The organism is Thiomicrorhabdus xiamenensis (assembly GCF_013282625.1).
GTDB classification, from domain to species: domain Bacteria; phylum Pseudomonadota; class Gammaproteobacteria; order Thiomicrospirales; family Thiomicrospiraceae; genus Thiomicrorhabdus; species Thiomicrorhabdus xiamenensis.
This window is the reverse complement of the sequence record NZ_CP054020.1, coordinates 1,628,499-1,651,970: the sequence shown is the minus strand read 5'-3', so window position 1 is coordinate 1,651,970 and position 23,472 is coordinate 1,628,499. Positions and strand designations below refer to the sequence as shown.

Below are 23,472 nucleotides of genomic sequence, written 5' to 3'. Positions count from 1 at the left end.
GTCTCGTCTTTTTCTTTAAATTCTGGGCTTAGTTTTTTAACTGTGCAAGCAGGAAGTCCATGAATTCGGCTTGCGCGATGTCCTGCGCCTTCTCGTCACGACGGTACTTATACTCAATCATGCCGTTATCCAAGCCACGTTCGCCGATTACGATACGGTGCGGAATACCGATCAAATCCATATCGGAGAACATTACACCCGGACGCTCTGGGCGGTCATCAAGCAGTACGTCGATGCCTTTGGCCATCAAATCGTCATACAGCGCCTGAGCCGCTTCGGCGACACGTGGTGATTTATGCATTTGCATCGGAACAATACAAACTTGGAACGGGGCAATCGCATCCGGCCAGATGATTCCGCGGTCATCGTAGTTCTGCTCAATGGCTGCCGCCACGACACGGGTGACACCGATACCGTAACATCCCATCTCCAATACCTGTGAACGGCTGTTCTCGTCCTGAACGGTCGCATTTAACGCCTTCGAATATTTATTGCCGAGCTGGAAGATATGACCGACTTCGATTCCTTTGAAGATTTCCAGCTTGCCTTGACCACATGGGCTAGGGTCGCCTTTGACCACGTTACGCAGATCAACGATTTCGCTGATTTGAGCATCGCGTTCCCAGTTAGCGCCTTTGTAGTGATAACCGTCTTCGTTTGCACCACAGATAAAGTCGGCGCTGGCCGCAGCGGTGCGGTCAACCAATACCGGGATTTGTAAACCGACCGGTCCGATCGAACCGGCGTTACAACCGGCCGCGGCTTGGATCTCTTCATCGGTTGCCAGAGTGAAAGGTGTTGCAACCAGAGGGTGTTTTTCGGCTTTGAGTTCATTCAATTCATGATCGCCGCGAACGACCAGCGCGATAACAGGCTGTTCTTCGGTAGCCCCTTTAACCAACATGGTTTTAACGGTTTTTTTGCGCTTGACCTGAAGGTAGTCGCTGACTTCTTCAATGGAATGCTGGTTCGGGGTGGCGACTTTTTCCAGCAATTCGTTCGCCTCTGCACGAGGTTTACCTGGCGCAACCGCTTCGGCTAATTCGACATTGGCGGCATAGCCGGATTCTTTACAGATGGCAATATCGTCTTCGCCAGAGTCGGCCAACACATGGAACTCATGTGAGCCTTCACCACCGATGGCTCCGGTATCCGCCTGTACCGGACGGTATTCAAAACCGATACGGCTAAAGATACGGTTGTAGGCTTCAAACATGGTGTCGTAAGTTTCCTGCAGAGATTCCTGCGACAGGTGGAAAGAGTAGGCGTCTTTCATAATGAACTCGCGCGAACGCATTACACCAAAACGTGGGCGGCGCTCGTCACGGAATTTTGTCTGTACCTGATAGAAATTGGCCGGTAGCTGTTTATAGCTGCGAATTTCGCGACGTACCAGATCGGTAATAATCTCTTCATGCGTCGGGCCGAGCACGAAAGGGCGGTCGTGACGGTCGGTAAAACGCAGCATTTCCTGTCCCATATCTTCGTCGCGCCCGGACTCTTCCCATAGCTCCATCGGTTGCACTACCGGCATAAGCAGTTCCTGAGCGCCGGCGCGATTCATTTCTTCCCGTACAATCGCTTCCACTTTGCGCAAAACTCTAAGTCCCATCGGCAGCCAGTTATACAGACCTCCGGCCAGAGAGCGGATCATACCGGCACGGATCATTAGCTGATGACTGGCGACTACGGCGTCAGAAGGGGTTTCACGCGTTGTTGCAAGAAGTAGATTAGAGGTTCTCATCTTGGGCAGTTACCTTCAAAATTCATGGTTCAAATCGGCGTATTTTAGCATGACACAGAGCGAAGTTTACGAGGAAGTTACCAAGCAGATTACGCATTGTGCGGCAGGGATCTTGTCAGATGTCGAAAAAGCCGCGACTCCCTTGTGATCAAGTGCCTCAAGCTGGTTTGCGGTTGGGGGCGGTTCCGGGTTTTGTTGTACGGAACCGCTTGAAATGAGGAGCTGTCAAAGCGCCGTTGGCTTAGGCCCGGTTCTTTTTGCTGAAAAGATTGCGCAGGAAGTGCCAGTTAAAGTGGCCGATAATGACATACAAGGTTGTCCCAAAAATCAGTCCCAGCGTCGAGTTACCGATAAAGAACGGTTGCCAGATATGTGGGAAGACGTTTTCAAACCATTCCGTGGAGCCGATGACAATTCCCTGTGACGCATGGAAAAGGTCTGGTGTGCCGAGTATCCAGGTTCCGAAAATGTAGCCGCCATACCAGATTGGCCACATAGTTAAAGGGTTGGTAATCCACGCCAAGGCGGTCGCCAAAGGGATATTGGCTCTGGCGTAATAGGCAAAAATAGAGCCCAGAACCATTTGAAAAGGTACCGGAAGCATCATGCAGAAGGCGCCGATAAATCCGGCACGGGCAAAGGAAGCTCGATCCCCGGCCCAATAGACACGGTCGCGGAAACGCGGGAAATACTTGTTTAGAAACGTCGAACGTTTCGTGGCGCGGCCGATCTGATGTAGTTTTAATCGAAGATAACGAATCATTTCTTCCTGGAAACCTCAGTAGTTTGTCCGGAAATCGATCTAGTGGAATTGAGTCTTTATTCCGGTTTCATGCGATCCATTTTACGAAATGGTCTAATGAAATCGCAAAGCGATTATTGCAATAACGCAATAAAACGACATTTTATAACGAATTGATAATATTAGCGTATTTTGATTTTCTGTGTCTGTTTTTCCTTGTGCGTGAGTGAACATATGCAAGCGAAGAACAGCGGTTAAAGAATGAATAGGCCGATTGCCGGGATAAAAAAAGCCCCGACTACTGAGTAATCGGGGCTTTTAAGGGGGAGGAGGTAAGGTTTTAGAAGCCGAAGCCTTTTAGGGCGTCTTTTAGTTTGTCTTCGACTTTTTTCTTAGTGTCTTCAATGACTTCTTCTTTTTTCTCCTCGACTTGCGCTTTGGCTTTCTCTACCGCTTCGGCTTTTTTCTTTTCCAACTCCATTTTGGCTTTCTCAGCAAACAGCGATTTCAGGTCCAGAGAGATATTCGGATCAAGCCAGTTCCCCTTAAGTCGAACCGGAATGGTCAGGCCTTTCAAGTCATCGAGCTCTTTTCCGCCTTGGCCTTTGTCGGTGCCGACAATTTTGGTATTGACCAAATAGTCGAGTTGTTCCTTGCCTAGGTTGATGGTGCCTTCGCCGTTAATGCGCATATATGGGGCAAGCGCACTCAGGGTCTCAGTGGTCACTAAGCCGTTGACGATATTCGCTTTGGCGATCAGTGAACTGAAATCGGTCTGTTTCGGTTCGCTGCTTTCTGGCAGGGTTTCGCCTTTAAGTTTTGCGCGCGCTTCACGGATACTTTGCGCCAGATTAAAGCCTTTAACGGCTCCGTCGGTTAGATCGACATCGGAGCGTCCGTTGAGATTGGCCATAAACTGTTTAATGGTTTTCCCCTGCGTATTCAGGTCAAGATTTACGCTTCCCAAGCCGCTCAGTTTGTCGTCACCGGTAAAGGCCATCAGGACATCGCCGACCGGCACTTTAGGCGCTTGAGTTTGTAGGCTGTATTGAGGCGTATCACCGGTGACATCCAATCCGGCTTTGGCATTCACGGTGGTTTTGAAGATGTCCGCTTTCAGCGGGGTGATATTAACCTTGCCGTCTTTTGCCGTGACGGTCACCAGAATATTTTTCGGATTCAACTTGTCGACGATCAGATCTCCGACCTTGAGTGTCCCTTTGATATCCAGAGAGCGGATCAGTTCGTTAGGCAGTTCGATAACCAGCTCTTCGTCGCTTTGAGTGCCACTTTCCGAGGTTTCGGTTTTAGGCGGAAGATAAGCGTTCAGGTCGATTTTGTCTAAAGCCAGATCGTAGCGGATCTGTGGTTTTTCAAAATTAGCCACTGAACCTTTCCCTTTAAGCGTGCTGTCGTCGACAGTGAGATTTTTCAGGTTAAGTTGAGCGGACTGTTTGCTTGCATCGAATTTGACGTCCATGACGGCGGCGACTTTTTGCAGACGGTCATTTCCCGACATCGCAGGCAGTTCAACTCCCATGGCTGTTAGAAGCTGTTTCAGATTGAATTCTGCGATTTGCAGGTTGCTGCTGATAACCGGTTCGGCAAGGATTTGCTGGCCTTTAACCTGTCCCGATGCCTGTAATCCCATGGCCTGTAATTGCAGCTGCTCGATATTAAGTATCTGTTGCTCAAGGTCGACTTGGATTTGGCTGTTGAGTTTGGCTTGTTTGATACCTTTTGTCAGGGCAGGACCGCTGGCATCGGTGCTGCTGCGCACGAATGCATTCAATTGTTGCTTGTTGATATCGAAGCTCAAGTTTTCAACCGTTTGTTGGCTGCTCAAGTCGGCAATGGCAAAGTCGGCTTGACCTTTAGCTTGGGTTGCAATGGCGATTTGCGGGATCTGCAACAACATGTCGTTCAGATTGAGTTGCAGTTGATCCATTTTGATCTGGTTATTGATCGCGGCCAGAGGAAAGTCTTTGGCACCGCTTGTTTCAACATCAAGCGTCATGTCGGCCAGCGCGATTCGGTTCTCTTGAAGAGCGAGATCCAGTGAAGGGATGTTGAGTTTTGCGATAACCTGCTGAACCGGCAATTCTGAACTCTGCGTCTGATTATTCAGCTGCAGATTGCGTAATTCGTAGGAGCCGTTTTTTTCAACTTTGGCTTCGATGCTCAAATCGACCACGGTTTTTAGTTGCGGTTGGCTCAGGCTGGTTGAGGCGTGCACACTGACCGGGAAATAGCTGCCGAAACTGACTTCGCCGGTTGCAATATTGAGATCCTGAACGGCAATATCCTGGCCGGTAGTCGCATCCTGCCATGTGATTTGGCCATTCTGAATATCCAGACCGCCGAAACTGAGCGCAGCCAGATCCATCGCATGTTCGGAATCGTGCTTTTCAGCATGCTGATCGTCTTTGCCATCGCTGCTCATCAAGTCGTCCCAGTTGGTTTTGCCGTTCTCGTCTTTCTGCAGATGCAGTTTTAAATCTTTCAGGGTCAGGGTGTCGATTTCAAGACGTTTCTGTAGCAGCGGCAGAATTTCCGCTCCAACACTGATGACCTCGGCCTGCAACATCTCTTTTTGGGAGAAGCCCGGCGCGTTACTGAGTTTTGCCTGCTCGAGATTGATTCCGATATGCGGGTAGATCGAAAGGCTCATATTGCCAATGGTCAGTTCCCGTCCGGTCTGCTTCTTGACCAGATCGGTGATCTCCTGGCGATAATCGTTGGGCTCGACTAAGACGAACAAGGCTCCGATGCCGATGATTAATAGAAGTATCAGGGCTAAGAGGATTTTCAAGAGCGTTTTAATCAGGTGCATGCTACAACTCCAAGGGACAACCAGTGAAAGAATGCGCGACAAATGATCTTTCAGCCCGTCATAGGGGCGGGAGCAATTGACAGCGATTCAGATATTTTTCTGAAAGGTTAAGTATAAAACAGCATTCTGCAAATCGCTAAGTCTTGTCCCATTCGGGAATAACTTTTTCGCCTTTATTTGATTGAGGTCGGTTTTTGCATCCTGTGTAGCGACGGTTTCGTGGAAATAATGGCTTTTTTTAACTTTTTAAGGGGAAAAAGTTGGAATCTGTTTTAGAAAATTATTTAATATGTTTGATTTTAAAGCAGTTTCTAACCCTTTTACCAAGAGTGTGCCTCCGATGTTAGAGCAAATGGAATGGACTCAGCGTTACACCGACTTTCTTTCCGGAAAAGATTCTCGCCCGGCCAGAATCGTCTATCAGAGAGATCGGGCCAGAGTGATTCACTCTGCTTCATTTAGAAGGCTGCAGGCTAAAACGCAGATATTCGGTCTGAATGAATCCGACTTTTTCCGCACGCGATTGACCCATTCCATGGAAGTGGCGCAGATCGGTTCCGGGCTGGTTGAGCAATTGATTACGGTCGGCATCGACGATGCTGGCCGCGAAAAAGAGTATGTTCAATGGCTGCCTTCAATGTATCTGATTGAAGGGATCTGCCTGGCGCATGATCTTGGACACCCTCCTTACGGGCACGGTGGGGAGGTCGCATTAAATTATATGATGCGCCATTACGGAGGCTTTGAAGGTAATGCGCAGACTTTGCGGATACTGTCCAAACTGGGTGAATACACGCGGGAAAACGGTCTCGATCTGTCGCGTAGAGCAACATTGGGCGTGATGAAATACCCGGCGGTCTATGAAGATGTTCTCTCGAAACATGCGGACTATCAGAATAAATTGCAAAGTCCGGAAACCAGTGATTTCCGGGTGCTGGACTTTAATAGCTGGCTGCCTCCGAAAAGTATCTACAAAGAGGAGATGCCGATTCTGGAGTGGGCTCTGCAGCCTTTCAACGAATCGGATCGATCGCTCTTTACCCGAGTGGCTGAAAGTGACGGCGGGCATAGCCGGACTCAGTATAAGGCTTTGGATACCACGATTATGGAGTTGGCCGACGATATTGCTTACGGTATTCATGACCTGGAAGATGCGGTAGCTATGAAGATGGTCGGGCGCGAAATATGGCAAAAGGAAGTCATGGATAGTGACGAGTTGATGCGTTACCCGTTATGGGGCGACGAAATGACTGAAAGGCTGTTCAGCAACTCTTCCAAAGGTCGTAAGCACGCGGTCAGTCAGATGGTGGGGATTATGGTTGAAGCCATTTATATGGATGAAAATCCGAACTTCAGCCACCCGTTGCTGGCTTACCAGGCTCGACTTGAAGAGGGGGCGATGGCGGTTCTGGAATTGCTTAAGCGATTTGTTTTTAAAAACGTCATTACGATCGCAGAGGTGAAGCAGATGGAGTACAAAGGGCAGTTGATTGTTCTGGAACTGTTTAAATCCTTGCGCGCAAATCCGGGAGCGCTTCTGCCGGCCAAACATTTTGCCAAATATCAGGCGCAGAAAACCGAGCAGGAACAGCAAAGGGTGATTTCCGACTATATTGCCGGTATGACTAACACCTATGCCTCGCGACTTTATGCCAAGCTGTTTACTGCGACGCAGGGATCGATTTTTGACATGTTGTAAAGCGAAATCGCAGCTTCATTTTGCTTTACGGTTTTGCGGATAGTGGTATTTACGGACTTTGAAAGGGCTGATCTCTTCAATGGGTTTGAGTTCGACGGCAATCGAGTCCAGCGGTTTTTTTTCGGCGAGACGTTGTTGTAGACCGATACGGAGACGCTCTGAGGCCCAGCGAAGATGAATATCGACCATCTCGTTGAGCAGGCCAATTTTATCGTCGACCGCTTGTTGGGCTTTCTGCAGAACGTGTGTCGAGTGAGCGTCAGGATTCGTCTGCACCAGATTCCCAAGGGCAACGGCGAGGTTGCGTGTCCATTTCGCATAACCGATACGCCGGATCGGAGAGCCTTCGAAATGCTTGAGGAATTGCTCTTCGGTCCAGGAAAAAAACTGTAACAGTTCGCTATTGTCCAGAGGGGCGCGATGGGCGAAAGCCTGTTCATTTGTAAAGGCGCTGAAACGGTTCCACGGACAGACCAGTTGACAGTCATCGCACCCATAGATGCGGTTGCCGATGAGCGGACGTAGCGATTCGTCGATAACGCCGTCGTATTCAATGGTCAGATAGGAGATACAGCGTCGGGCATCGACCTGATTATTTTCCATGATCGCCTGGGTCGGACATTCGCGGATGCAGGCATCGCAGGGACCGCAGCCCTGTTTTTCGAAAGGCGCGTCGACCGGAAGAGGCAGGTTGACATAAAGTTCGCCGAGAAAAAACCAGGAGCCAGCGCGAGGATGAATGATCAAACTGTTTTTGCCGATGAAGCCCAGACCGGATTTTTCGGCAATCGCCTGTTCAAGAACTGGAGCGCTGTCGGTAAAAGCTCTGAATTGTAAATCGGGTACCTGGAGACGAATTTTTTCGGCCAGCTGCTGCAGTCGCTTACGAAGGAGTTTGTGGTAGTCCTTGCCGAGTGCATAGCGGGATATATAGGCCCGTTCAGGCGCGTGAAGCTGTTGCAGGGCATTGGCGGCCGTACCGTCGAAATAATTCATGCGGACTGAAATCAAACGGAGAGTGCCCGGTACCAATTCTTGGGGGCGTGTACGCTTGGTTCCATGAGCCTGCATATAGTCCATTTCGCCGTGAAAGTGCTTGTCCAGCCAGCTAAAATAGCCGTCTTCATAGGCGCTCAGATCGCATTCGGTAATGCCGATATCGGCAAAACCGAGCTCGACTCCCCAGGTTTTGATCTGCCTGGCGAGTTGTTCAGGATCGTAAGCGGTCAAATTATTCATTGCGAGACATTCAGCGATTGGGGCGTTTGGTTTGGGTTTAGGGCCGATCAGGAATCGGGTGCTTAGCCGTTATTCTATCAGAGACGTCCTGGTACAGATAAAGGAGTTGGTATGACGCAGAGCGCGAATCTCGTGCAGCGGTTTTTAGAGGATGAGGGGGCTTCTGTCTCTTTTGCTCAAAAGTTGGCGCAAGCGCTTAAAGAAGTGCTTGGCTGTGAGAAGGAAAACGGGATTGTTGTTTATTTGAACGGGGATCTCGGAGCCGGAAAGTCCTTCCTTTCACGTGCTCTTATTCAATCTTATGATTCGCGGTTAAAGGTGAAGAGCCCGACCTATACACTGGTTGAAAGCTATGAGGTGAATTTAGGGCTGTGGCCCGCGCAGGTTCACCATTTTGATCTGTACCGTCTGTGTGATCCGGAGGAATTGGAGTTTCTTGCTATTCGGGATCTGTTTCAAGGGCGCTATATCGCTTTGGTAGAGTGGCCGGAAAAAGGCCAGCCGGTTCTTCCGGCGGCCGATATTATCATTGACCTGCAATATCAGGAGGCCGGTAGAAATCTGAATTTACGGGCCTATACGGTCATTGGACAGGAAGTTGTCGAGCACCTTGAATAGGAGTTGTGTGCAAAATTGGCAAGCAGTTTGCTTAAGCTTTTTCGACCGGTTTTTAAAACCCGAAAAAGCCGGGCGCTACAGAATGCAATGGAGTGACGATTAACGGGTTGCTGTTATTTCGGAGGTCAATATGATGCCGACATCAGGAGTTTGCGAAATGTTATTAAGATCGATCAAGCAGGTAAAACGACAGGCGGAGTTACTGACTTCTGCCGTTTTGCTGTGCGCGCTTTTAGGCTCTTCTTCGGTCTGGGCCAAAGGTGCTATTGATAAGATTCGCGTCGGTCAGGATTCGCAAAAAACCCGTGTAGTCTTCGATCTTAAAGATCGCGTTAATTACAAAGTGATGCGCCTAAGTAATCCGTCACGTGTGGAAGTGGTGTTTAAGCAGGCCGAAAGCCGGATCAGCTTTAAAAATAAAACTCTAAATGACCCTCGATTGTATAAGCTGGATGTCGACTCGAATCCGCAGGTGACGAAGGTTACCCTGAAATTACATAGAACTTTGGATGTTTCCAGTTTTCATTTGGCCAAAAATGCCCAGGGATTCGAGCGTTTGGTGGTCGATTTACGCGAACTAAATGCCAATAAAAAATCTTCTTTGGACGTGGCTGAGAAAAAAATCGTCAAAAAAACGACAACCGTTGCAAAACCGGTTTCGACGCATAATGAACATCATGGAAAAACCTCTGAACTTGCTCATCAAAGTGCAAAACCTTCCCCAAACATTAAATCCAGCGAAGCAAAACAGAAAACTGCAAGTGTAGTTGAACATAAAGTTTCCGATACGGTTGCGGAAAAAACGCTGCAGCAACTGGCTAGAGAGCTGTCCGATCAGTTGAAAAATCCGCTGCACCTTCCTGAAAAAGGTGTTAAAGAGGTGGTGATTGCCCTGGATGCCGGTCATGGCGGTAAGGATTCCGGTGCGATTAACCGTCAGAAAAAAATCATGGAAAAAGACGTCACCTTGCAGCTGGCAAAACAATTGAAAAAGAAAATTGATGCCGAGCCGCATATGCGTGCGGTGTTAACGCGTGACCGGGATGTTTTTATCCCTCTGCATGAGCGAGTTAAGATTGCCAAAGAGCAAGGTGCGGATATTTTCATTTCCATTCATGCCGATGCTTTTAGCGATCACCGCGTTCGCGGCGGCTCCGTTTATGTTCTATCCCGTCGAGGGGCAAGCAGCACGATGGCGCGCCTTTTAGCGAAGCGGGAGAATGCCTATCTGCAGGATGTCAGCTTGAGCGGGTTTGATAATGATGTTGCTTATGCTTTAAGTGACTTGTCACGTCAGGCGAATGTTGAACACAGTCGAAAACTGGCGAATTCTGTATTGGCGGAGATGAAAGGGCGAGTCTCCCTGCATAAGGAGCATGTTCAATCCGCCGGATTTGCGGTACTGAAATCGATCGATATTCCGTCGATGCTGATCGAAACGGCTTTCATTTCCAATCCGCACGAAGCACGAAATCTGGTGAATCCCAAGTTCCAGAGAAAAATGGCTTCGGCAATCGTGAAAGGGCTGAACCGTTATGTTGTCGACAATATCAATAATTCGCCAGATACTATGCCGGACACACTGTTTGTGCGCTATAAAGTTCAGTCGGGCGATACTCTGAGCGGAATTGCGCGCCGTTTTAACGCCGAGGTTTCCCGGATCAAACAGGTGAACCGGATCAAAAATGCCGATCATATTTATCGCGGTAAGGTGTTGCGTATCCCGGTTACCGAGCAGCTGCTAGCTCGTCTGGACAATATGACCTGATACGGCCGGTGCCAGTCTTAAAACCACAGGGTTTCTTTTTCGCTAATAATTGCGTTTAGAGGCACGTCCCACGGTTGGCTGTCTAGACGGTCAACTTCCTGACAGGCGTGCGCCCAGCCAACCAGATAAGGCGACTCTTCTTTCTGTTCGTGTTTGAACGCAAAGGTTCGATCATAAAACCCGCCTCCCATTCCCATGCGGTTACCGCAACGGTCAAAACCAACCAAAGGGGTCAGCACCCAGTCTAATTCGCCTGCGCAGATGACGGTTTCATTAACCGGTTCCGGAATCTGGAAACGATTGTTCTGAAGTTTGGTTTCGGGACGATATTCACCGAAAAACATATGATTGTCTTCGGCCAGAATTGGCAGAAACACTTTGTGTTCGGTTTGTGACCACAGGTATTCGATTACTTTCCCTGTGCCGAGTTCTCCATCCTGACTCAGAAAAAGCCCTATATTGAGTGGCGTTTGCAAGTTTTCCTGCGCCAGAAGTTTTTGGACCTGAAGCAAAGCTTTCTCTTCGTTGTGTTTCTGTTGTTGGTGTGAAAGAAGATTACGTCGCTCACGCAGAGAGGTACGTAGAAGTTTTGCTGGGACGGCGGTTAAATCACTCATGGTTTTCGGAAGCAAAGCTAATAAGTCGGAAAGTCATTATACGAGTGAAAGAGGGGAAAGAGAAAGCATGCAGTCCGAGCTAAAATCCCTGAACCGTGAAGTTCAGGTGGCAGCCTCCTTAAGAAACTTAGGCTTCTCGGGCTAGCAGAACTAGCGAGATGCGCACCGTTTCAAATATCTGGCCCCAAAGTCGTAATTATCGGAACGGGGTTTAAGCCCGTGACCACATGCCGTAGGTACATTATAGCAAAATAAGAGTTTGGTGAAATGCGGTTTAAGGTGTGATTGTGAAAAATTGTCCGACAAGGCGAAGAGCCAGATTGAAAAACGATCAGTTGGTAATGAAAATCTCAATATAACTACGCTTTTAAAAGGCGTTGAACGCGATTAATGGTAAGTTTATTTAATTGAATTATGCTGCCGGATAAAAAGAATTTTATGAAAAAGCGTTATCGATTATTGAATCCCGGTGAATTCACCGCAGCCGTCTAATTTTGATTTGCTTTGTTTTGCCCGTCAGATTTTTTTTCCTGAATGGCGTTCGTCAGAATCTTATGGATAGCCTCAACCTTGGTTTTCAGATCGGCGCTGTTATGCATGGCTTCTTCTTTCAGTTGCAACAAGTCATAGGCGATATTGATCGATACCATGATCAGGTGGCGTTCGTTGCGACTTCCTTTAGGCAGTTCATTCATCTTTTGCTCAATCAGATTGGCGGCTTCTTGCAGACGCTTCCGTTCATCATCTTCGCATTGAAAGTTAAACCGATGCCCCATCACGTTGATTTCAACCATGGGTGTAGCTCCTAAATGTTCTCGAACGCAAAATCCCTTGTCTCCAAAATCTCTTGAGAAAGGGGGTGAAATAGCTTGTGCTGCGGGGCCGGTGGTGTGTCCGGCTTCGATTTTCCCAGGCTTCGAGATATTTTATCTCGCCGGGCGTTTTTATTTAAATAGATGGCGTTTTGTATAACAGCAGATATGGTATTATTCCCCAATTAACCCGCTTTAACAAGAGATATTAAGTATGGATTTTCAAAGCATCAATGAAGCCGTCGCGCCGTATCCCGAGTTGGAATCGCCCTCGTTTTTGCAGGGAATGTTGATCGGCTTGCTGTGTGTTGATAACGAAATTCAGGAAACCGTGTGGATTAAAAAACTGCTTGAAGAGGCGCAGGTTAAATCGATCAAGGAATCTTTCCTGATTGCCTTGCACGAAATGTACAACGAGACCAATAAAGGATTAAACGGTTCCGGGTTTGAATTGTCTTTGTGTTTGCCTGACGACAATGAAGATATGGTGTTGCGTGCCGCTATGCTGGGGCAGCTGTGTGAAGGTATTCTGTACGGTATCGGTCTGGCCGGCGGGCTTAATGAGATGGAAAAAACGCTTGGCGAAGAAGTGCGTGAGGTCATTAATGATTTGAGTGAAATCGCGCGCATTGACGTCAGTACCCTTATCGATCTGGAAAAGGAAACTACCGAGCAGGTCGAGCAGGATTTGACGGAACTTTACGAGTTTGTCAAAGTCGGCGTAATTATGCTGAATGAGGAGCTGAACCCGACGCAGGCGGCACCGATTATGGATCCACCTCAAGGACAGCATCAGATCCATTGATTGGTAATGCATGTGCACAAGTTTAATATGGAGTTTAAATGCACGAACCTCTACACGGACCTTTAGAAAATCGTCAGAGACTGTTTGCGCAGCTGCCCGATAACAGTGCGGCTTTGGTTTTTTCCGGTGAAGAACAGATTCGCAACCGTGATGTCGAATTCCCATTCCGTACGCACAGCGATTTCTGGTATCTGACCGGCTTTGCCGAACCTGATGCTGTTCTGTTGTTGCTTAAAAACAACGGCAAAGAGGAAACCGCTGTTTTTCTGCGCCCTAAAGATCTCGAGCAGGAAATCTGGCAGGGGCGACGCCTTGGTGTTGACGCTGCCGCAGAGAAGCTGGGATTGGATCAGGCATTCGAAATCGAGTCATTGCTGGAACACCTGCCTGAACTGGTCGGCGGCGTTGAAACCATTCTGGTCAGCTTTGCGGATTTTGCTCACTGGACTGAGGTGCTTACCCCTTTGCTGGCAAGCCTCAAAGCGCAAGTACGCAAAGGCATTGCAAGTCCGGCTGCCATTGCCGATCTGGATCAACTGCTGCATGAGCAAAGGTTGATTAAAAGCGAGTCGGAAATAGCCGTAATGCGACAAGCAGCGCAAATCAGCGTTAAAGGTCACTTGGCGGCAATGCGTGCGGCGGCGCTTTATACGACGGAAGCAGCGGTTCAGGCGGATCTTGAGGCGGAGTTTATTCGTCAGGGCGCGCAGCGAGTCTCCTTCAATACCATTAGCGCCAGCGCCGAGAACGCCTGTATTCTGCACTATACCGAAAACAGCGATCAGCTGAATCGGGAGGCGTTGCTATTGGTTGATGCCGGTGCCGAATATCAAGGTTATGCCGGAGATATCACCCATACCTTTCCTCCTGGCGGTAAATTTTCACAGGAACAGGCCGCACTCTATCGCCTGGTTCTGAAGGCGCAAAGAAGTGTTATCGCCGCTGTTAAACCCGGCGTAACCTATGATGAATTGCACCAGATCACTTTGCGAGTTTTGACTGAGGGATTGGTCGAATTGCAGATTTTGCATGGGGATGTGAACGACCTTGTAAAAAGTGAAGCTTATAAAGATTTCTTTATGCACGGCACCGGGCACTGGCTCGGGCTGGATGTGCACGATGTCGGGCGTTACAAAATTGATGGCGAATGGCGGCCTTTGTTGCCGGGGATGGTGCTGACCGTTGAGCCGGGGCTCTATATTTCCAGTCGACATACTCATGTGGACGCCAAATGGCATAATATCGGTATTCGTATCGAAGACGATGTGCTTGTGACTGATGCAGGACATGAAGTCCTTACCACAGGTTTGCCGCGAACAGTCGAAGAGATTGAAGCCTGGTTCGCAGAGAATGCATAACATCGTTTCAGTGGCACTTTAACTCCCAAGGAAAGCTAATGAAGAGTGATCAATCGGTTCAAGATGCGTCGCAAATTATGATCGTAGGCGGTGGTCCTGTCGGACTTTTGCTAGCATTAGGACTGGCTAGGCAGGGATTTTCCGTTCAGTTGCTGGAGTCTCAGCCGCCTAGCCAGCAACAGAACACAGACACGGAAAAAAGTGAAAACGCATTTGATGGTCGCGTTCTGGCGCTCTCTTTCGGATCCATTGAAGTTTTGCAGAATCTTGGTGTCTGGCAGGCGTTAAAACCATTTGCGACTCCGATAGAGCATGTTCATGTTTCGCAGAAAGGTTTTATGGGAATTACCATAATCGATGCCGATGAGATGAATGTCAATGCGCTTGGTTTCAGTATTCAGGGGCGTGATCTTGGGCAGGTTCTGTGGCAGTCGGTTCAAGAGTATAAAGAGCAGATCGAGATTCTGGCACCGGCGAAACTGGAAAATTTTACCGAGGATCAGGACGGAATTCAGGCTCAAGTAAGCATCGACGGAGAAGTTAAATCCTTTAAGGTTCAGTTGCTGATTGGTGCCGATGGTACCGACTCCCAGGTGCGCAAATCGCTTGGTCTGCCATTGCAGAAAAAGTCATACGGCGCTCACGCAATTCTGGCCCAAATGGAAACGGCTGAACATCCTCATGGATGGTCGTATGAACGCTTTACGACCGAGGGACCGGTGGCGCTTTTGCCGATGCAGGGGCGTTTCCATAAAGCGGTGATGGTCTGTCCGGATGAAAAGCTTAAGGATGTTATGGCTTTGGACGATCAGGCATATTTGCGACTTTTCAGTGAGAAGATGGGTGAACGATTAGGTGGTTTTGTTTCGGTTTCCAAACGTCTTGCCTATCCGTTGCAGGAAACCTATGTCGAAAACTTTACTCGTGGGCGCGCTTTGTTGTTGGGTAATGCCGCACACACGCAGCACCCGGTTGCCGCTCAGGGGTTGAATTTGGGTATTCGCGATATTGCGGTCTTTTTGGATGAGGTCGCCAAACAAGGCGTCGGAGCGAGTGCCGTTGAGAATATTTCAAGGCCGGAATTTTTGCAGCATTATGCCGAGCTTCGTCAACCTGATCATAAGAAAGTCATGGGGATGACGGATAGCTTGATTGATATCTTTCAGCATAAATCGGCTCTGGTCGGGCATCTTCGAGGGCTTGGGCTGATGGCCATGCAGGCACTCCCTGGAGCGAAGAAACGTTTTTCACGATTTGCAATGGGTAAATCCTAGTTTTCCGAGCCTTGCGAAACCTCATTATTCAGAACGCTAAAGTAGATTGTAAAGTTATGAGTACAGAATCAAAATTCTTACCGCCTGTGAATGACGATGTTGTATGGGATGCCATTATTGTCGGTGGAGGGATGGTCGGAGCCGCTGCTGCTATCGGTCTGGCTCGCAACGGTTTTGAAGTGCTGTTGCTGGAGCGCAAGGCGCCTCATTGGAGTGCGGATGAGCCTTTGGGGGTTCGGGTCAGTGCTCTGACGCGTGCCTCAGAGAATATTTTACGCAACCTCGGTGCTTGGGAGGCAATTTGTCAACAACGTTGTCATGCTTTTCGTGCCATGCGGGTATGGGATGAGTTTACGACGGCTGAAGTGACATTTAATGCCGCCGATGTTGGTGAAACAGATCTTGGGCATGTGATTGAGAATGATCTGATTCAATATGCGCTTTGGCAGGAATTCGACGCCTGTGAGAGCCTCACGGTTTTGCTTGATCAGGAGATTACGGCTTTAAAATTGCCTGCGGATGGATTGTCTAATTCGAGTTTGACGCTCGCCGACGGCCGAAAGCTAAATGCCCGCATGATTGTCGCTGCGGATGGTGGACGTTCTCTGGTCAGGCAGCTGGCTCAGATCGGATTGAGCACTCAAGACTATGACCAGTGTGCCGTGGTCGGTACGGTGAAAACCGAACTGTCGCATCAGGATTGCTGTTGGCAGAGATATACGAAAGACGGTCCTTTCGCTTTTTTAGCGATGCAGGACAATTACAGTTCGATCGCTTGGTATCTGCCGAAAGAAAAATGTGACTGGGCCTTGTCCTTGGATGATCAACAATTCGCCGCGGAAGTTGGAAAAGCGTCCGACTACCGTCTTGGACAGGTCGTCGAAGTCGGTGGACGAGGCGCTTTCCCTCTGGTTCGTCAGCACGCTAACCATTATGTCAAGCGGGGTCTGGCCCTGATCGGAGATGCTGCGCATACCATTCACCCGCAAGCAGGTCAGGGGGTTAATCTCGGGTTACTGGATGCTGCGGCGCTGGTCGAAACGCTGAGTCGTGCCAAATCCGAAGGGCGTAACTTCACCTCTTTATCGGTACTACGACAATATGAGCGTTGGCGTCGAGGCGACAATGCGATTGTGCAACGCTCAATGGAGTGGTTTGCCTGGTTGTATCAGGATAATCCACTCAAAAACGGTTTTAGACAAACGATGCTTCCGCTTGCGGAACGTCTTAAACCCGGCAAAAACTGGTTGATGGAACAGGCGTTAAATGGGCGTGAAGCGCTTCCCGAGATGGCTAGGAAGTATTCGCTTTAACGATTGCTGCCGTTAATTGCGTTCGAGCAAGTCTGTCGAAAATTTTCCATCGAGTACTGTTTTCCCGTGCGTACCTTAGGTAAGCTTTCTCTAATAAAGTCGATATTTGGGCTCTGGACCCAGTAATTCAAGCGAAATTTTAGGATGCCGAATGAAGATTAAAGCGCTTTTGGGTGTTGCGGGCGTACATGACAGAGAAAATAGCCGTGCGCTTAGGGTCGGGAAAATTTTTGAATACCTGGTCGCTTTTGCGCTTCTTCTGGTCTTTGTTCAGCTTATCCTTGCCTTAAGTGATTATCCGATCGATTCCCCTTGGTTGAATGCGGTTCTGTGGAGTGTTTTCTTTTGCGAACTGGTCGTCAATCTTTCTCTGGTAGACAAGAAACGCCGTTACCTTGCCGAAAACTGGTTAAATCTTCTAATAGTGATGCTGGCCGTGCCATGGGTTAATTGGCAGGGGGATTGGGCGTTGATTTTCCGTTCGCTGCGTCTTGTCTTGCTTTTGCGTTTTATCACCAGCTTTTTTCAGGATGCGATGCTGCTCCTCGGCCGCAATCGATTCGGGCAGATTCTGATCGGTTTCGTGTTTCTGATCATTGGGGCCGGTAGCATTTTTTCTTATATCGAAGATCGGCCGTTTATTGACGGGATCTGGTATGCGATCGTCACCATTACCACTGTCGGTTACGGTGATGTAGTACCTTTTACCGAAGAGGGGCGAATTTTCGGTACCGTTCTGATTATTTTCGGAGTGCTGTTTTTCTCGCTGGTGACGGCGAACTTCTCGGCGTTTCTGATCGGTTCGGACCAGCGAAAGCTGGAGAAAGATATTCTGAATTATGTCCGCCAGACCGAAAAGCGTCTGATTAAGCAGAGTATGGATATCGAGAAACATGTGGAAAGCATTATGCTGCATTCGACCCAAGAAGTTGATCGTTTGCAGAAAGAGTTGCAACGTTATCAGCTTCTCGAAGAGCACTTGCAGCGACTGCAGCAGGAGAAGAATTCAGAAGAAGCGCTTTTTATGCATAAGCAGAGTCAAGAGTTAAGCGCCGGTGATAAAAAACGTGAGTCGGATAAAAAGCCGGAGGATGCCGTTTCTTCCGCTAAACAGGACGATCTTTAGCCGAGAAGGGTCATTTCAGTTTCAATGCTGATTTAAAGTATATTTATCCGGCGATTAATAGGATTGACTTTTTCCGATTAAAAGCCTATATTCACCGCTAATTTATAAAAATATGACAAAAGGACAGAGCGCATGGCAGATAGACGTCTTCAGGTATTTCATACCGTTGCTAAGGTAATGAGTTTTACCAAAGCTGCAGAGACACTCCATATGACTCAACCGGCTGTTACCTTTCAGGTAAAGCAGCTTGAAGATTTCTTCAATACCCGTCTTTTCGACCGAACTCACAATAAAATCACTCTCACAGAAGCCGGTAAGGTTGTTTATGACTACGCCGATCAGATTCTTGAATTGTACGAAAAAATGAATTCCGAGGTTCGAGAACTAACGGGTGAAGTGACCGGGACTCTGGTAATTGGCGCCAGTACTACCATCGCCGAATATATGCTTCCTAGTCTTCTTGGTGCTTTCAAAAAACAGTATGAAGATGTCAATATTCGTCTGCAGGTTGGTAATACCGATGCGATTGTCTCAATGGTCGAGAATAACATGATCGATTTGGGATTAGTGGAAGCGCCGGTACAGAACAAAAACCTAGAAGTGGATGTTTGTCGTATCGATGAAATGCAGCTGATTTGTCCTTTGGATCACCCGCTTGCCAAGCGCGATAAGGTGACGGTCGAAGATTTCCGTAAATTCGGTTACATCTCTCGTGAAGAAGGTTCCGGGTCGCGTCAGGTTATCGACTCTTATATTCGTGAGCAGGGCTTCAGTTATAGCGATCTTAATGTTGTTATGGAGTTGGGTAGTCCTGAAGCGGTTAAAATGGCTGTCGAGTCCGATGTAGGGGTGGCAGTGGTTTCCCGTACCACTATCGTTAAAGAGCTGAAGTTGAACACGCTTAAAGCGATTCCGCTCGATCCGCCAATTTTGCGTCCGTTCTCGCATGTGCGTCAGAAACATAAATTCCGTCATCGTGCGGTTGGTGAATTGCTGGAATTTGCTATCAACTACTGTCGCGCTCGTGCACAGGAGTTGGGTTTCCGTATTCCGACCGAGGAAGAGCAGAAAACCATGGGTCGCTAAGCGAACCGCCAGCGTTTTCAGACGACATAAAAAACCGGGCAATGCCCGGTTTTTTTATAGGTATTGCAAGCAGAAACGGCCCCGTCTAAACGGGGCTGGTTCTTTTACAGATTATCCGAAGCGAACTCTGCCAGACGGGAGCGCTCACCTTGTTGCAAGGTAATATGTGCGCTGTGTTCCCAAGATTTAAAACGGTCGACGATATAGGTCAGACCGGTTGTGGTTTCTGTCAGATAAGGCGAGTCGATCTGGCTGATATTTCCCAGACAGATGACTTTGGTACCTTCGCCAGCACGCGTGACCAGGGTTTTCATCTGTTTTGGCGTCAGGTTCTGTGCTTCGTCGATGATAATGAACTTTTTCTGGAAGGTTCGTCCGCGCATAAAGTTCATGGATTTGATTTTGATGCGTTTGCTCAGCAGTTCCTGAGTGCTCTCTTTTTCCCAGTCGGTATAACCGTCGGATTCGGTCAGTACTTCGAGGTTGTCCATCAAGGCGCCCATCCACGGAGTCATTTTTTCTTCTTCCGTACCCGGCAGGAAGCCAATGTCTTCCCCGACCGGAATGGTGGCTCGCGTCATAATGATTTCGTTGTACAGATTCTGGTCCAAAGTCTGTTCCAGTGCGGCCGCGAGGGTAAGGAGGGTTTTACCTGTACCAGCTACACCCAGAAGGGAAACGAAATCGATATTCGGGTCCATCAGGTGGTTCAAGGCAATGTTCTGTTCGCTGTTTCGAGCTGTGATGCCCCAGATACTGTGCGTCGGCGAGGTATAGTCGCGCATGTATTCCAGAGTGGCGACGCCATTGCTGATTTTGCGGATCATTGCGCTGAAACCGGAGTCGTTTGCGCTGACCAGTGCTTCATTGGGTTGCCATTTGCAGTCATGACCGACTTCAAGTTCATAGAAAGTGCTGCCGTCTTCTTGCCATGAACGCATGTTCTGCCCGTGCGTTTCGAAAAAGTTCTCTTCCAGTTCTTCCCATCCGGTGTACAGAAGATCGGCATCTTCCAGTACGCGGTCGTTGTAGTAATCTTCCGAGTGCAGTCCGACGGCGGAAGATTTGATACGCATGTTAATGTCTTTGGTCACTAGCGTAACATTACGGCTCGGATACTCTTCCTTAAGCGCGAGACCGGTTTGTAGAATGTGATTGTCTGCTTTATGGCTCGGCAGGTGCGCCGGAAGTTTGGCGACCATCGGTTCGGTTTCGAAAAACAGTTTTCCTAAATGCAGCTGTTCAAGGCCGCTGTTAGGGTGAATGCGTTCCAGGCTGAGGCCGTTTTGAATTTCTTCGAAAGAAGCGTTGTTGATAATCTGGTCGATCAGTCGGTTGGTTTCTCGTACATTTCGGGAGACTTCCGACATCCCTTTTTTACCGGCATCCAGTTCTTCGAGAACGGTCATCGGTAAATAGATATCGTGTTCTTCGAATTGGAAGAGCGCCATAGGATCGTGCATCAGCACGTTGGTGTCTAGGATAAACAGGCGGCGTGGTTCATCGGTCATGGCAATTTCCTTTATGTCAGGCTGTTGTACGTCGGCCTTGAATGGGGTGTCAACCCTTTGCTGGCGTCGTGTATGAATTTAAAGCATTTGTTTTAATGTCTGTAGTACCTCTTCTGCGTGGCCCTTGACTTTGACTGGGCTCCAGAGTGCGGCAACCTTTCCTTCCGGATCAATTAAAAAAGTTGAGCGGACAATGCCCATGTACTCCTTGCCGAAGTTTTTCTTGAGTTGGTAGACGCCAAGTGCCTGGCACAGTTCGGCTTCAGGGTCGGAAATCAAGTCAAAGGTAAATCCCTGCTTGTCTTTGAAGTTTTCATGACGGCGCATGGAGTCCATGGAGATACCGAAGATTTGGGCGTCAAGCGCGGCGAATTCATTATGCAGTGCTGTGAAGTCTAGGCCTTCGGTAGTACAACCGGGAGTTGAGTCTTTGGGGTAGAAATATAAGACGCTGTAGCGGCCGATGAAGTCTTGTTCGGAAAGGGTTCTTTCGTTGGTTGCTTGAAGTGAAAACTGTGGCAGGCGATCGCCGATTTTTGCCATCATTCTCGATCCTTTATTTTTTTATTTGCTGAAGTTGATTAAGGCCTACGATTCGGTTTTGATCTTTTACGTTAGAATGCCTCTGAAATTCCAGTATGCCATTTTTAAAAAAACAGGCAACCGAAAAAAAGCAAAAAAACTTGCGCTTGGCTAAGCGTGGATCAAGCAGTTGCAGTCAGCCCGGAGAGAGCGGGTTAAAGGGGATGAATTTGGTTGAAGTGTCTTGGGGGAAAGGGTAATATTACCTTTTTAAAATTTGCGTTATAGGATTGGGGAGTTTTACTGTGTACACAGGCAGTATGGTGGCTTTAGTTACGCCCATGTTAGAAGATGAATCTGTCGATTATGCCGCTTTGGAAAAGTTGATTGAATTCCATATAGAATCGCAAACCGATGCGATTGTTGCAGTAGGAACTACCGGAGAGTCCGCGACTCTGGATTTTGATGAGCACTGTGAAGTAGTGCGTTTTGTTGTTCAGAAGGTCGCCGGCCGCATTCCTGTTATTGCCGGTACCGGTGCTAACTCGACCCGAGAAGCGATCCAGCTGACGCAGTGTGCCAAGGATGCCGGCGCCGATGCCTGTCTGTTGGTTTCCCCTTACTACAATAAGCCGACTCAGGAAGGTCTTTACCTGCACCATAAAAAAGTGGCTGAAACGGTTGATATTCCGCAAATTCTCTATAATGTGCCTGGGCGTACTGCTGTCGATATGCTTCCGGAGACCGTTATTCGTCTTTCGGAGATTGATAATATTATCGGCGTCAAGGAAGCGACCGGCGATATCAGCCGTGTTGCTCAGATCAAAGCCGGTGTAAGTGAAGATTTTGCGCTTTATACCGGTGACGATGCGACCGCAGTGGATTTTATTCTTGCCGGAGGCCACGGTGGTATTTCGGTAACTGCTAACGTTGCACCGAAAGCTGTTCATGATGTTTATGCGGCGGCTCTGACAGGGGACGAAGCAACTGCTCGTGCAGTAGATGCGCCTTTGACTGCACTGCATAAAGATCTGTTTATCGAAGCCAATCCGATTCCGGTAAAATGGGCGTTGGCGGAAATGGGCTTGATCGGTCATACCATTCGTTTGCCTTTAACGGTCTTGTCCGAATCTGCCCAGCAGACCGTTCGTCAGGCGATGCAGAGCGCCGGAATTCGTTAAACATTTATCTGGTTGCCTGTGAAAGCTGGTCACAGGCAGATAGCCAAAAAACTTTTCAGCAAACTAAAATTTAAGGTTTAAAAGTTTATGCGCTTTGCGAAAAAAACGCTGGTAGCTTCTACCCTTGTGATGACATTCGGCCTGAGCGGATGCTCAACCATCTCCAATCTCTTCGGCTCAGATGAGTCTTACCGCGACGGTGAAGCGAAAACGGTTAAATCTCTAGAAATTCCTCCTAATCTGTTTGATCCGGGTAGAAAAGAAAATCAGTTGGCGCCTGCGTTGCGTCAGGCTGAGAATGCAATTGCCCAAGAGCAGATGAAGAATGATTACATTCCGACCTTCAAGGCCGATGGCGTGTCGATCAAGTTCAATCTTTCCGAACGTTGGCTGGAACTTGCCACGATTGACAGTGATCAGGTGTGGGCCGGACTGCAACGCTTCTTCAGTAACCAGGGCTTTAAGATTGCCGAAGCGCGTAAAGATATCGGTATTCTGAAAACGGATTATGTGAGTCGCAAAGAACTGGCGCCGACCGATCGTTATGAAAGCGCGATCAGCAAGCTGTTAAACAGCTGGCGCCCGGAACTGGCCGACGGAGCCTTTGATAAGTATGTCGCCCGTGTCGAAACCGATATGCAAAACGGGGTAACCCGTGTCTACATTAACCACCACGAAATGGTTGAGCCGGGTGAACGCAATGACACGCTAACTTCTGCGGCTTGGCAGATGCGTCCGTACAGTCCGGTACTTGAAGCTCAGGAACTGTATCAGGCGATGTTGTTCTTCGGATCAACCGAAGAGATTGCTCTGGCGCAGCTTAAAGCCAGTGTTCAGCAGGTAGAGACGGTTGACGGCGAAGAGTTTGAAGGTCTGCGCATGAAAGCGTCTATCGATGCCTCGTGGGATTATCTGCAATCTACGATTTATCGCGCTAACTGGAATATCCATAAGAGCAATGGCGAGACTAAACGTATGGAAGTGGATGTACCGGAATCGGTTCGCGAAGAGACCGGGTTCTTTGACACCCTGGCTTTCTGGAAGGAAAGATCCAAAACCGATCTTCCTGAACGCGTTAAGTTGACGCTGACAGAAAACGACGACCAGACAAGTCTGCTGAAAGTTTCGGCCCTGGACGGCGATACGCCGCTTAACGCCGAGCAGAGACGCTACGTATTTGAAAGCCTCGGATTACTGGCAAAATAATCCGACTTAAAGATTTGC

At 48.6% G+C, this 23,472-nt stretch carries 19 protein-coding genes; 11 read left to right on the top strand and 8 right to left on the bottom strand.

Annotation, left to right across the window (positions count from 1 at the left end; genetic code table 11):
* Positions 1 to 28 precede the first annotated feature (28 nt).
* The 3 genes from HQN79_RS07655 to HQN79_RS07645 all read right to left on the bottom strand — a co-directional run bounded on the left by HQN79_RS07655 (position 29) and on the right by HQN79_RS07645 (position 5,319).
* Positions 29 to 1,744 carry a proline--tRNA ligase gene (locus HQN79_RS07655; protein ID WP_173285346.1) on the bottom strand — a complete coding sequence of 572 codons (1,716 nt, stop codon included), beginning with the start codon at positions 1,742 to 1,744 and terminating at the stop codon, positions 29 to 31.
* Between the two features lie 241 nt (positions 1,745 to 1,985).
* The gene (locus HQN79_RS07650; protein ID WP_173285345.1) at positions 1,986 to 2,507 is read right to left on the bottom strand and encodes a DUF2062 domain-containing protein; all 522 of its coding nucleotides are present in this window, start codon (positions 2,505 to 2,507) and stop codon (positions 1,986 to 1,988) included.
* Between the two features lie 319 nt (positions 2,508 to 2,826).
* Entirely contained in the window at positions 2,827 to 5,319 is a 2,493-nt protein-coding gene (locus tag HQN79_RS07645) for an AsmA family protein (RefSeq protein ID WP_173285344.1), read from the bottom strand.
* A 340-nt stretch (positions 5,320 to 5,659) separates the two neighbouring features.
* Between HQN79_RS07645 and HQN79_RS07640 the strand changes: the two genes are divergently transcribed.
* Positions 5,660 to 7,018 carry an anti-phage deoxyguanosine triphosphatase gene (locus HQN79_RS07640; RefSeq protein WP_173285343.1) on the top strand — a complete coding sequence of 453 codons (1,359 nt, stop codon included), beginning with the start codon at positions 5,660 to 5,662 and terminating at the stop codon, positions 7,016 to 7,018.
* A gap of 15 nt (positions 7,019 to 7,033) precedes the next feature.
* Here HQN79_RS07640 and queG read toward each other — a convergent pair whose 3' ends face one another.
* The gene (gene queG, locus HQN79_RS07635) at positions 7,034 to 8,257 is read right to left on the bottom strand and encodes a tRNA epoxyqueuosine(34) reductase QueG (protein WP_173285342.1); all 1,224 of its coding nucleotides are present in this window, start codon (positions 8,255 to 8,257) and stop codon (positions 7,034 to 7,036) included.
* Positions 8,258 to 8,368: 111 nt separating this feature from the next.
* Between queG and tsaE the strand changes: the two genes are divergently transcribed.
* Together tsaE and HQN79_RS07625 are read left to right on the top strand one after the other, a co-directional pair.
* Positions 8,369 to 8,875, top strand: coding sequence for a tRNA (adenosine(37)-N6)-threonylcarbamoyltransferase complex ATPase subunit type 1 TsaE (gene tsaE / locus HQN79_RS07630; protein ID WP_173285341.1), 507 nt, complete (start codon positions 8,369 to 8,371; stop codon positions 8,873 to 8,875).
* 157 nt (positions 8,876 to 9,032) lie between these two features.
* Complete coding sequence (locus tag HQN79_RS07625) at positions 9,033 to 10,643, top strand: N-acetylmuramoyl-L-alanine amidase (protein WP_173285340.1); 1,611 nt, start codon at positions 9,033 to 9,035, stop codon at positions 10,641 to 10,643.
* A 17-nt stretch (positions 10,644 to 10,660) separates the two neighbouring features.
* Here the strand turns inward: HQN79_RS07625 and HQN79_RS07620 are convergent, their stop codons facing one another.
* Both HQN79_RS07620 and HQN79_RS07615 read right to left on the bottom strand, forming a co-directional pair.
* Positions 10,661 to 11,260, bottom strand: a complete 600-nt coding sequence (locus tag HQN79_RS07620; protein ID WP_173285339.1) for a 5-formyltetrahydrofolate cyclo-ligase — start codon at positions 11,258 to 11,260, stop codon at positions 10,661 to 10,663.
* Positions 11,261 to 11,748: 488 nt separating this feature from the next.
* Entirely contained in the window at positions 11,749 to 12,054 is a 306-nt protein-coding gene (locus tag HQN79_RS07615) for a cell division protein ZapA (RefSeq protein WP_173285338.1), read from the bottom strand.
* 232 nt (positions 12,055 to 12,286) lie between these two features.
* Here HQN79_RS07615 and HQN79_RS07610 point away from each other — a divergent pair, with 232 nt between their 5' ends.
* From HQN79_RS07610 to HQN79_RS07585, 6 genes are all read left to right on the top strand, one after another.
* Complete coding sequence (locus tag HQN79_RS07610) at positions 12,287 to 12,877, top strand: UPF0149 family protein (protein WP_173285337.1); 591 nt, start codon at positions 12,287 to 12,289, stop codon at positions 12,875 to 12,877.
* A gap of 38 nt (positions 12,878 to 12,915) precedes the next feature.
* Positions 12,916 to 14,235 (top strand): aminopeptidase P N-terminal domain-containing protein, encoded by a 1,320-nt coding sequence (locus HQN79_RS07605; RefSeq protein ID WP_173285336.1) that lies wholly within the window; start codon positions 12,916 to 12,918, stop codon positions 14,233 to 14,235.
* 38 nt (positions 14,236 to 14,273) lie between these two features.
* On the top strand, positions 14,274 to 15,509 hold the full coding sequence (locus HQN79_RS07600; RefSeq protein WP_173285335.1) for an FAD-dependent monooxygenase: 1,236 nt from the start codon (positions 14,274 to 14,276) through the stop codon (positions 15,507 to 15,509).
* A 56-nt stretch (positions 15,510 to 15,565) separates the two neighbouring features.
* Positions 15,566 to 16,822: a UbiH/UbiF/VisC/COQ6 family ubiquinone biosynthesis hydroxylase gene (locus HQN79_RS07595; RefSeq protein ID WP_173285334.1), complete on the top strand. Its 1,257-nt coding sequence runs from the start codon at positions 15,566 to 15,568 to the stop codon at positions 16,820 to 16,822.
* A 151-nt stretch (positions 16,823 to 16,973) separates the two neighbouring features.
* The gene (locus HQN79_RS07590; RefSeq protein ID WP_173285333.1) at positions 16,974 to 17,948 is read left to right on the top strand and encodes a potassium channel family protein; all 975 of its coding nucleotides are present in this window, start codon (positions 16,974 to 16,976) and stop codon (positions 17,946 to 17,948) included.
* Positions 17,949 to 18,080: 132 nt separating this feature from the next.
* On the top strand, positions 18,081 to 19,034 hold the full coding sequence (locus HQN79_RS07585; RefSeq protein WP_173285332.1) for a LysR family transcriptional regulator: 954 nt from the start codon (positions 18,081 to 18,083) through the stop codon (positions 19,032 to 19,034).
* Between the two features lie 104 nt (positions 19,035 to 19,138).
* Here the strand turns inward: HQN79_RS07585 and HQN79_RS07580 are convergent, their stop codons facing one another.
* Both HQN79_RS07580 and HQN79_RS07575 read right to left on the bottom strand, forming a co-directional pair.
* Entirely contained in the window at positions 19,139 to 20,545 is a 1,407-nt protein-coding gene (locus HQN79_RS07580; protein WP_202984488.1) for a PhoH family protein, read from the bottom strand.
* 78 nt (positions 20,546 to 20,623) lie between these two features.
* Positions 20,624 to 21,091 (bottom strand): peroxiredoxin, encoded by a 468-nt coding sequence (locus HQN79_RS07575; protein ID WP_173285331.1) that lies wholly within the window; start codon positions 21,089 to 21,091, stop codon positions 20,624 to 20,626.
* A gap of 281 nt (positions 21,092 to 21,372) precedes the next feature.
* On the opposite strand from HQN79_RS07575, the gene dapA reads away from it, so the two are divergent.
* On the top strand, positions 21,373 to 22,248 hold the full coding sequence (gene dapA, locus HQN79_RS07570) for a 4-hydroxy-tetrahydrodipicolinate synthase (RefSeq protein WP_173285330.1): 876 nt from the start codon (positions 21,373 to 21,375) through the stop codon (positions 22,246 to 22,248).
* 87 nt (positions 22,249 to 22,335) lie between these two features.
* On the top strand, positions 22,336 to 23,454 hold the full coding sequence (bamC, locus tag HQN79_RS07565; RefSeq protein ID WP_173285329.1) for an outer membrane protein assembly factor BamC: 1,119 nt from the start codon (positions 22,336 to 22,338) through the stop codon (positions 23,452 to 23,454).
* Positions 23,455 to 23,472: the final 18 nt, after the last annotated feature.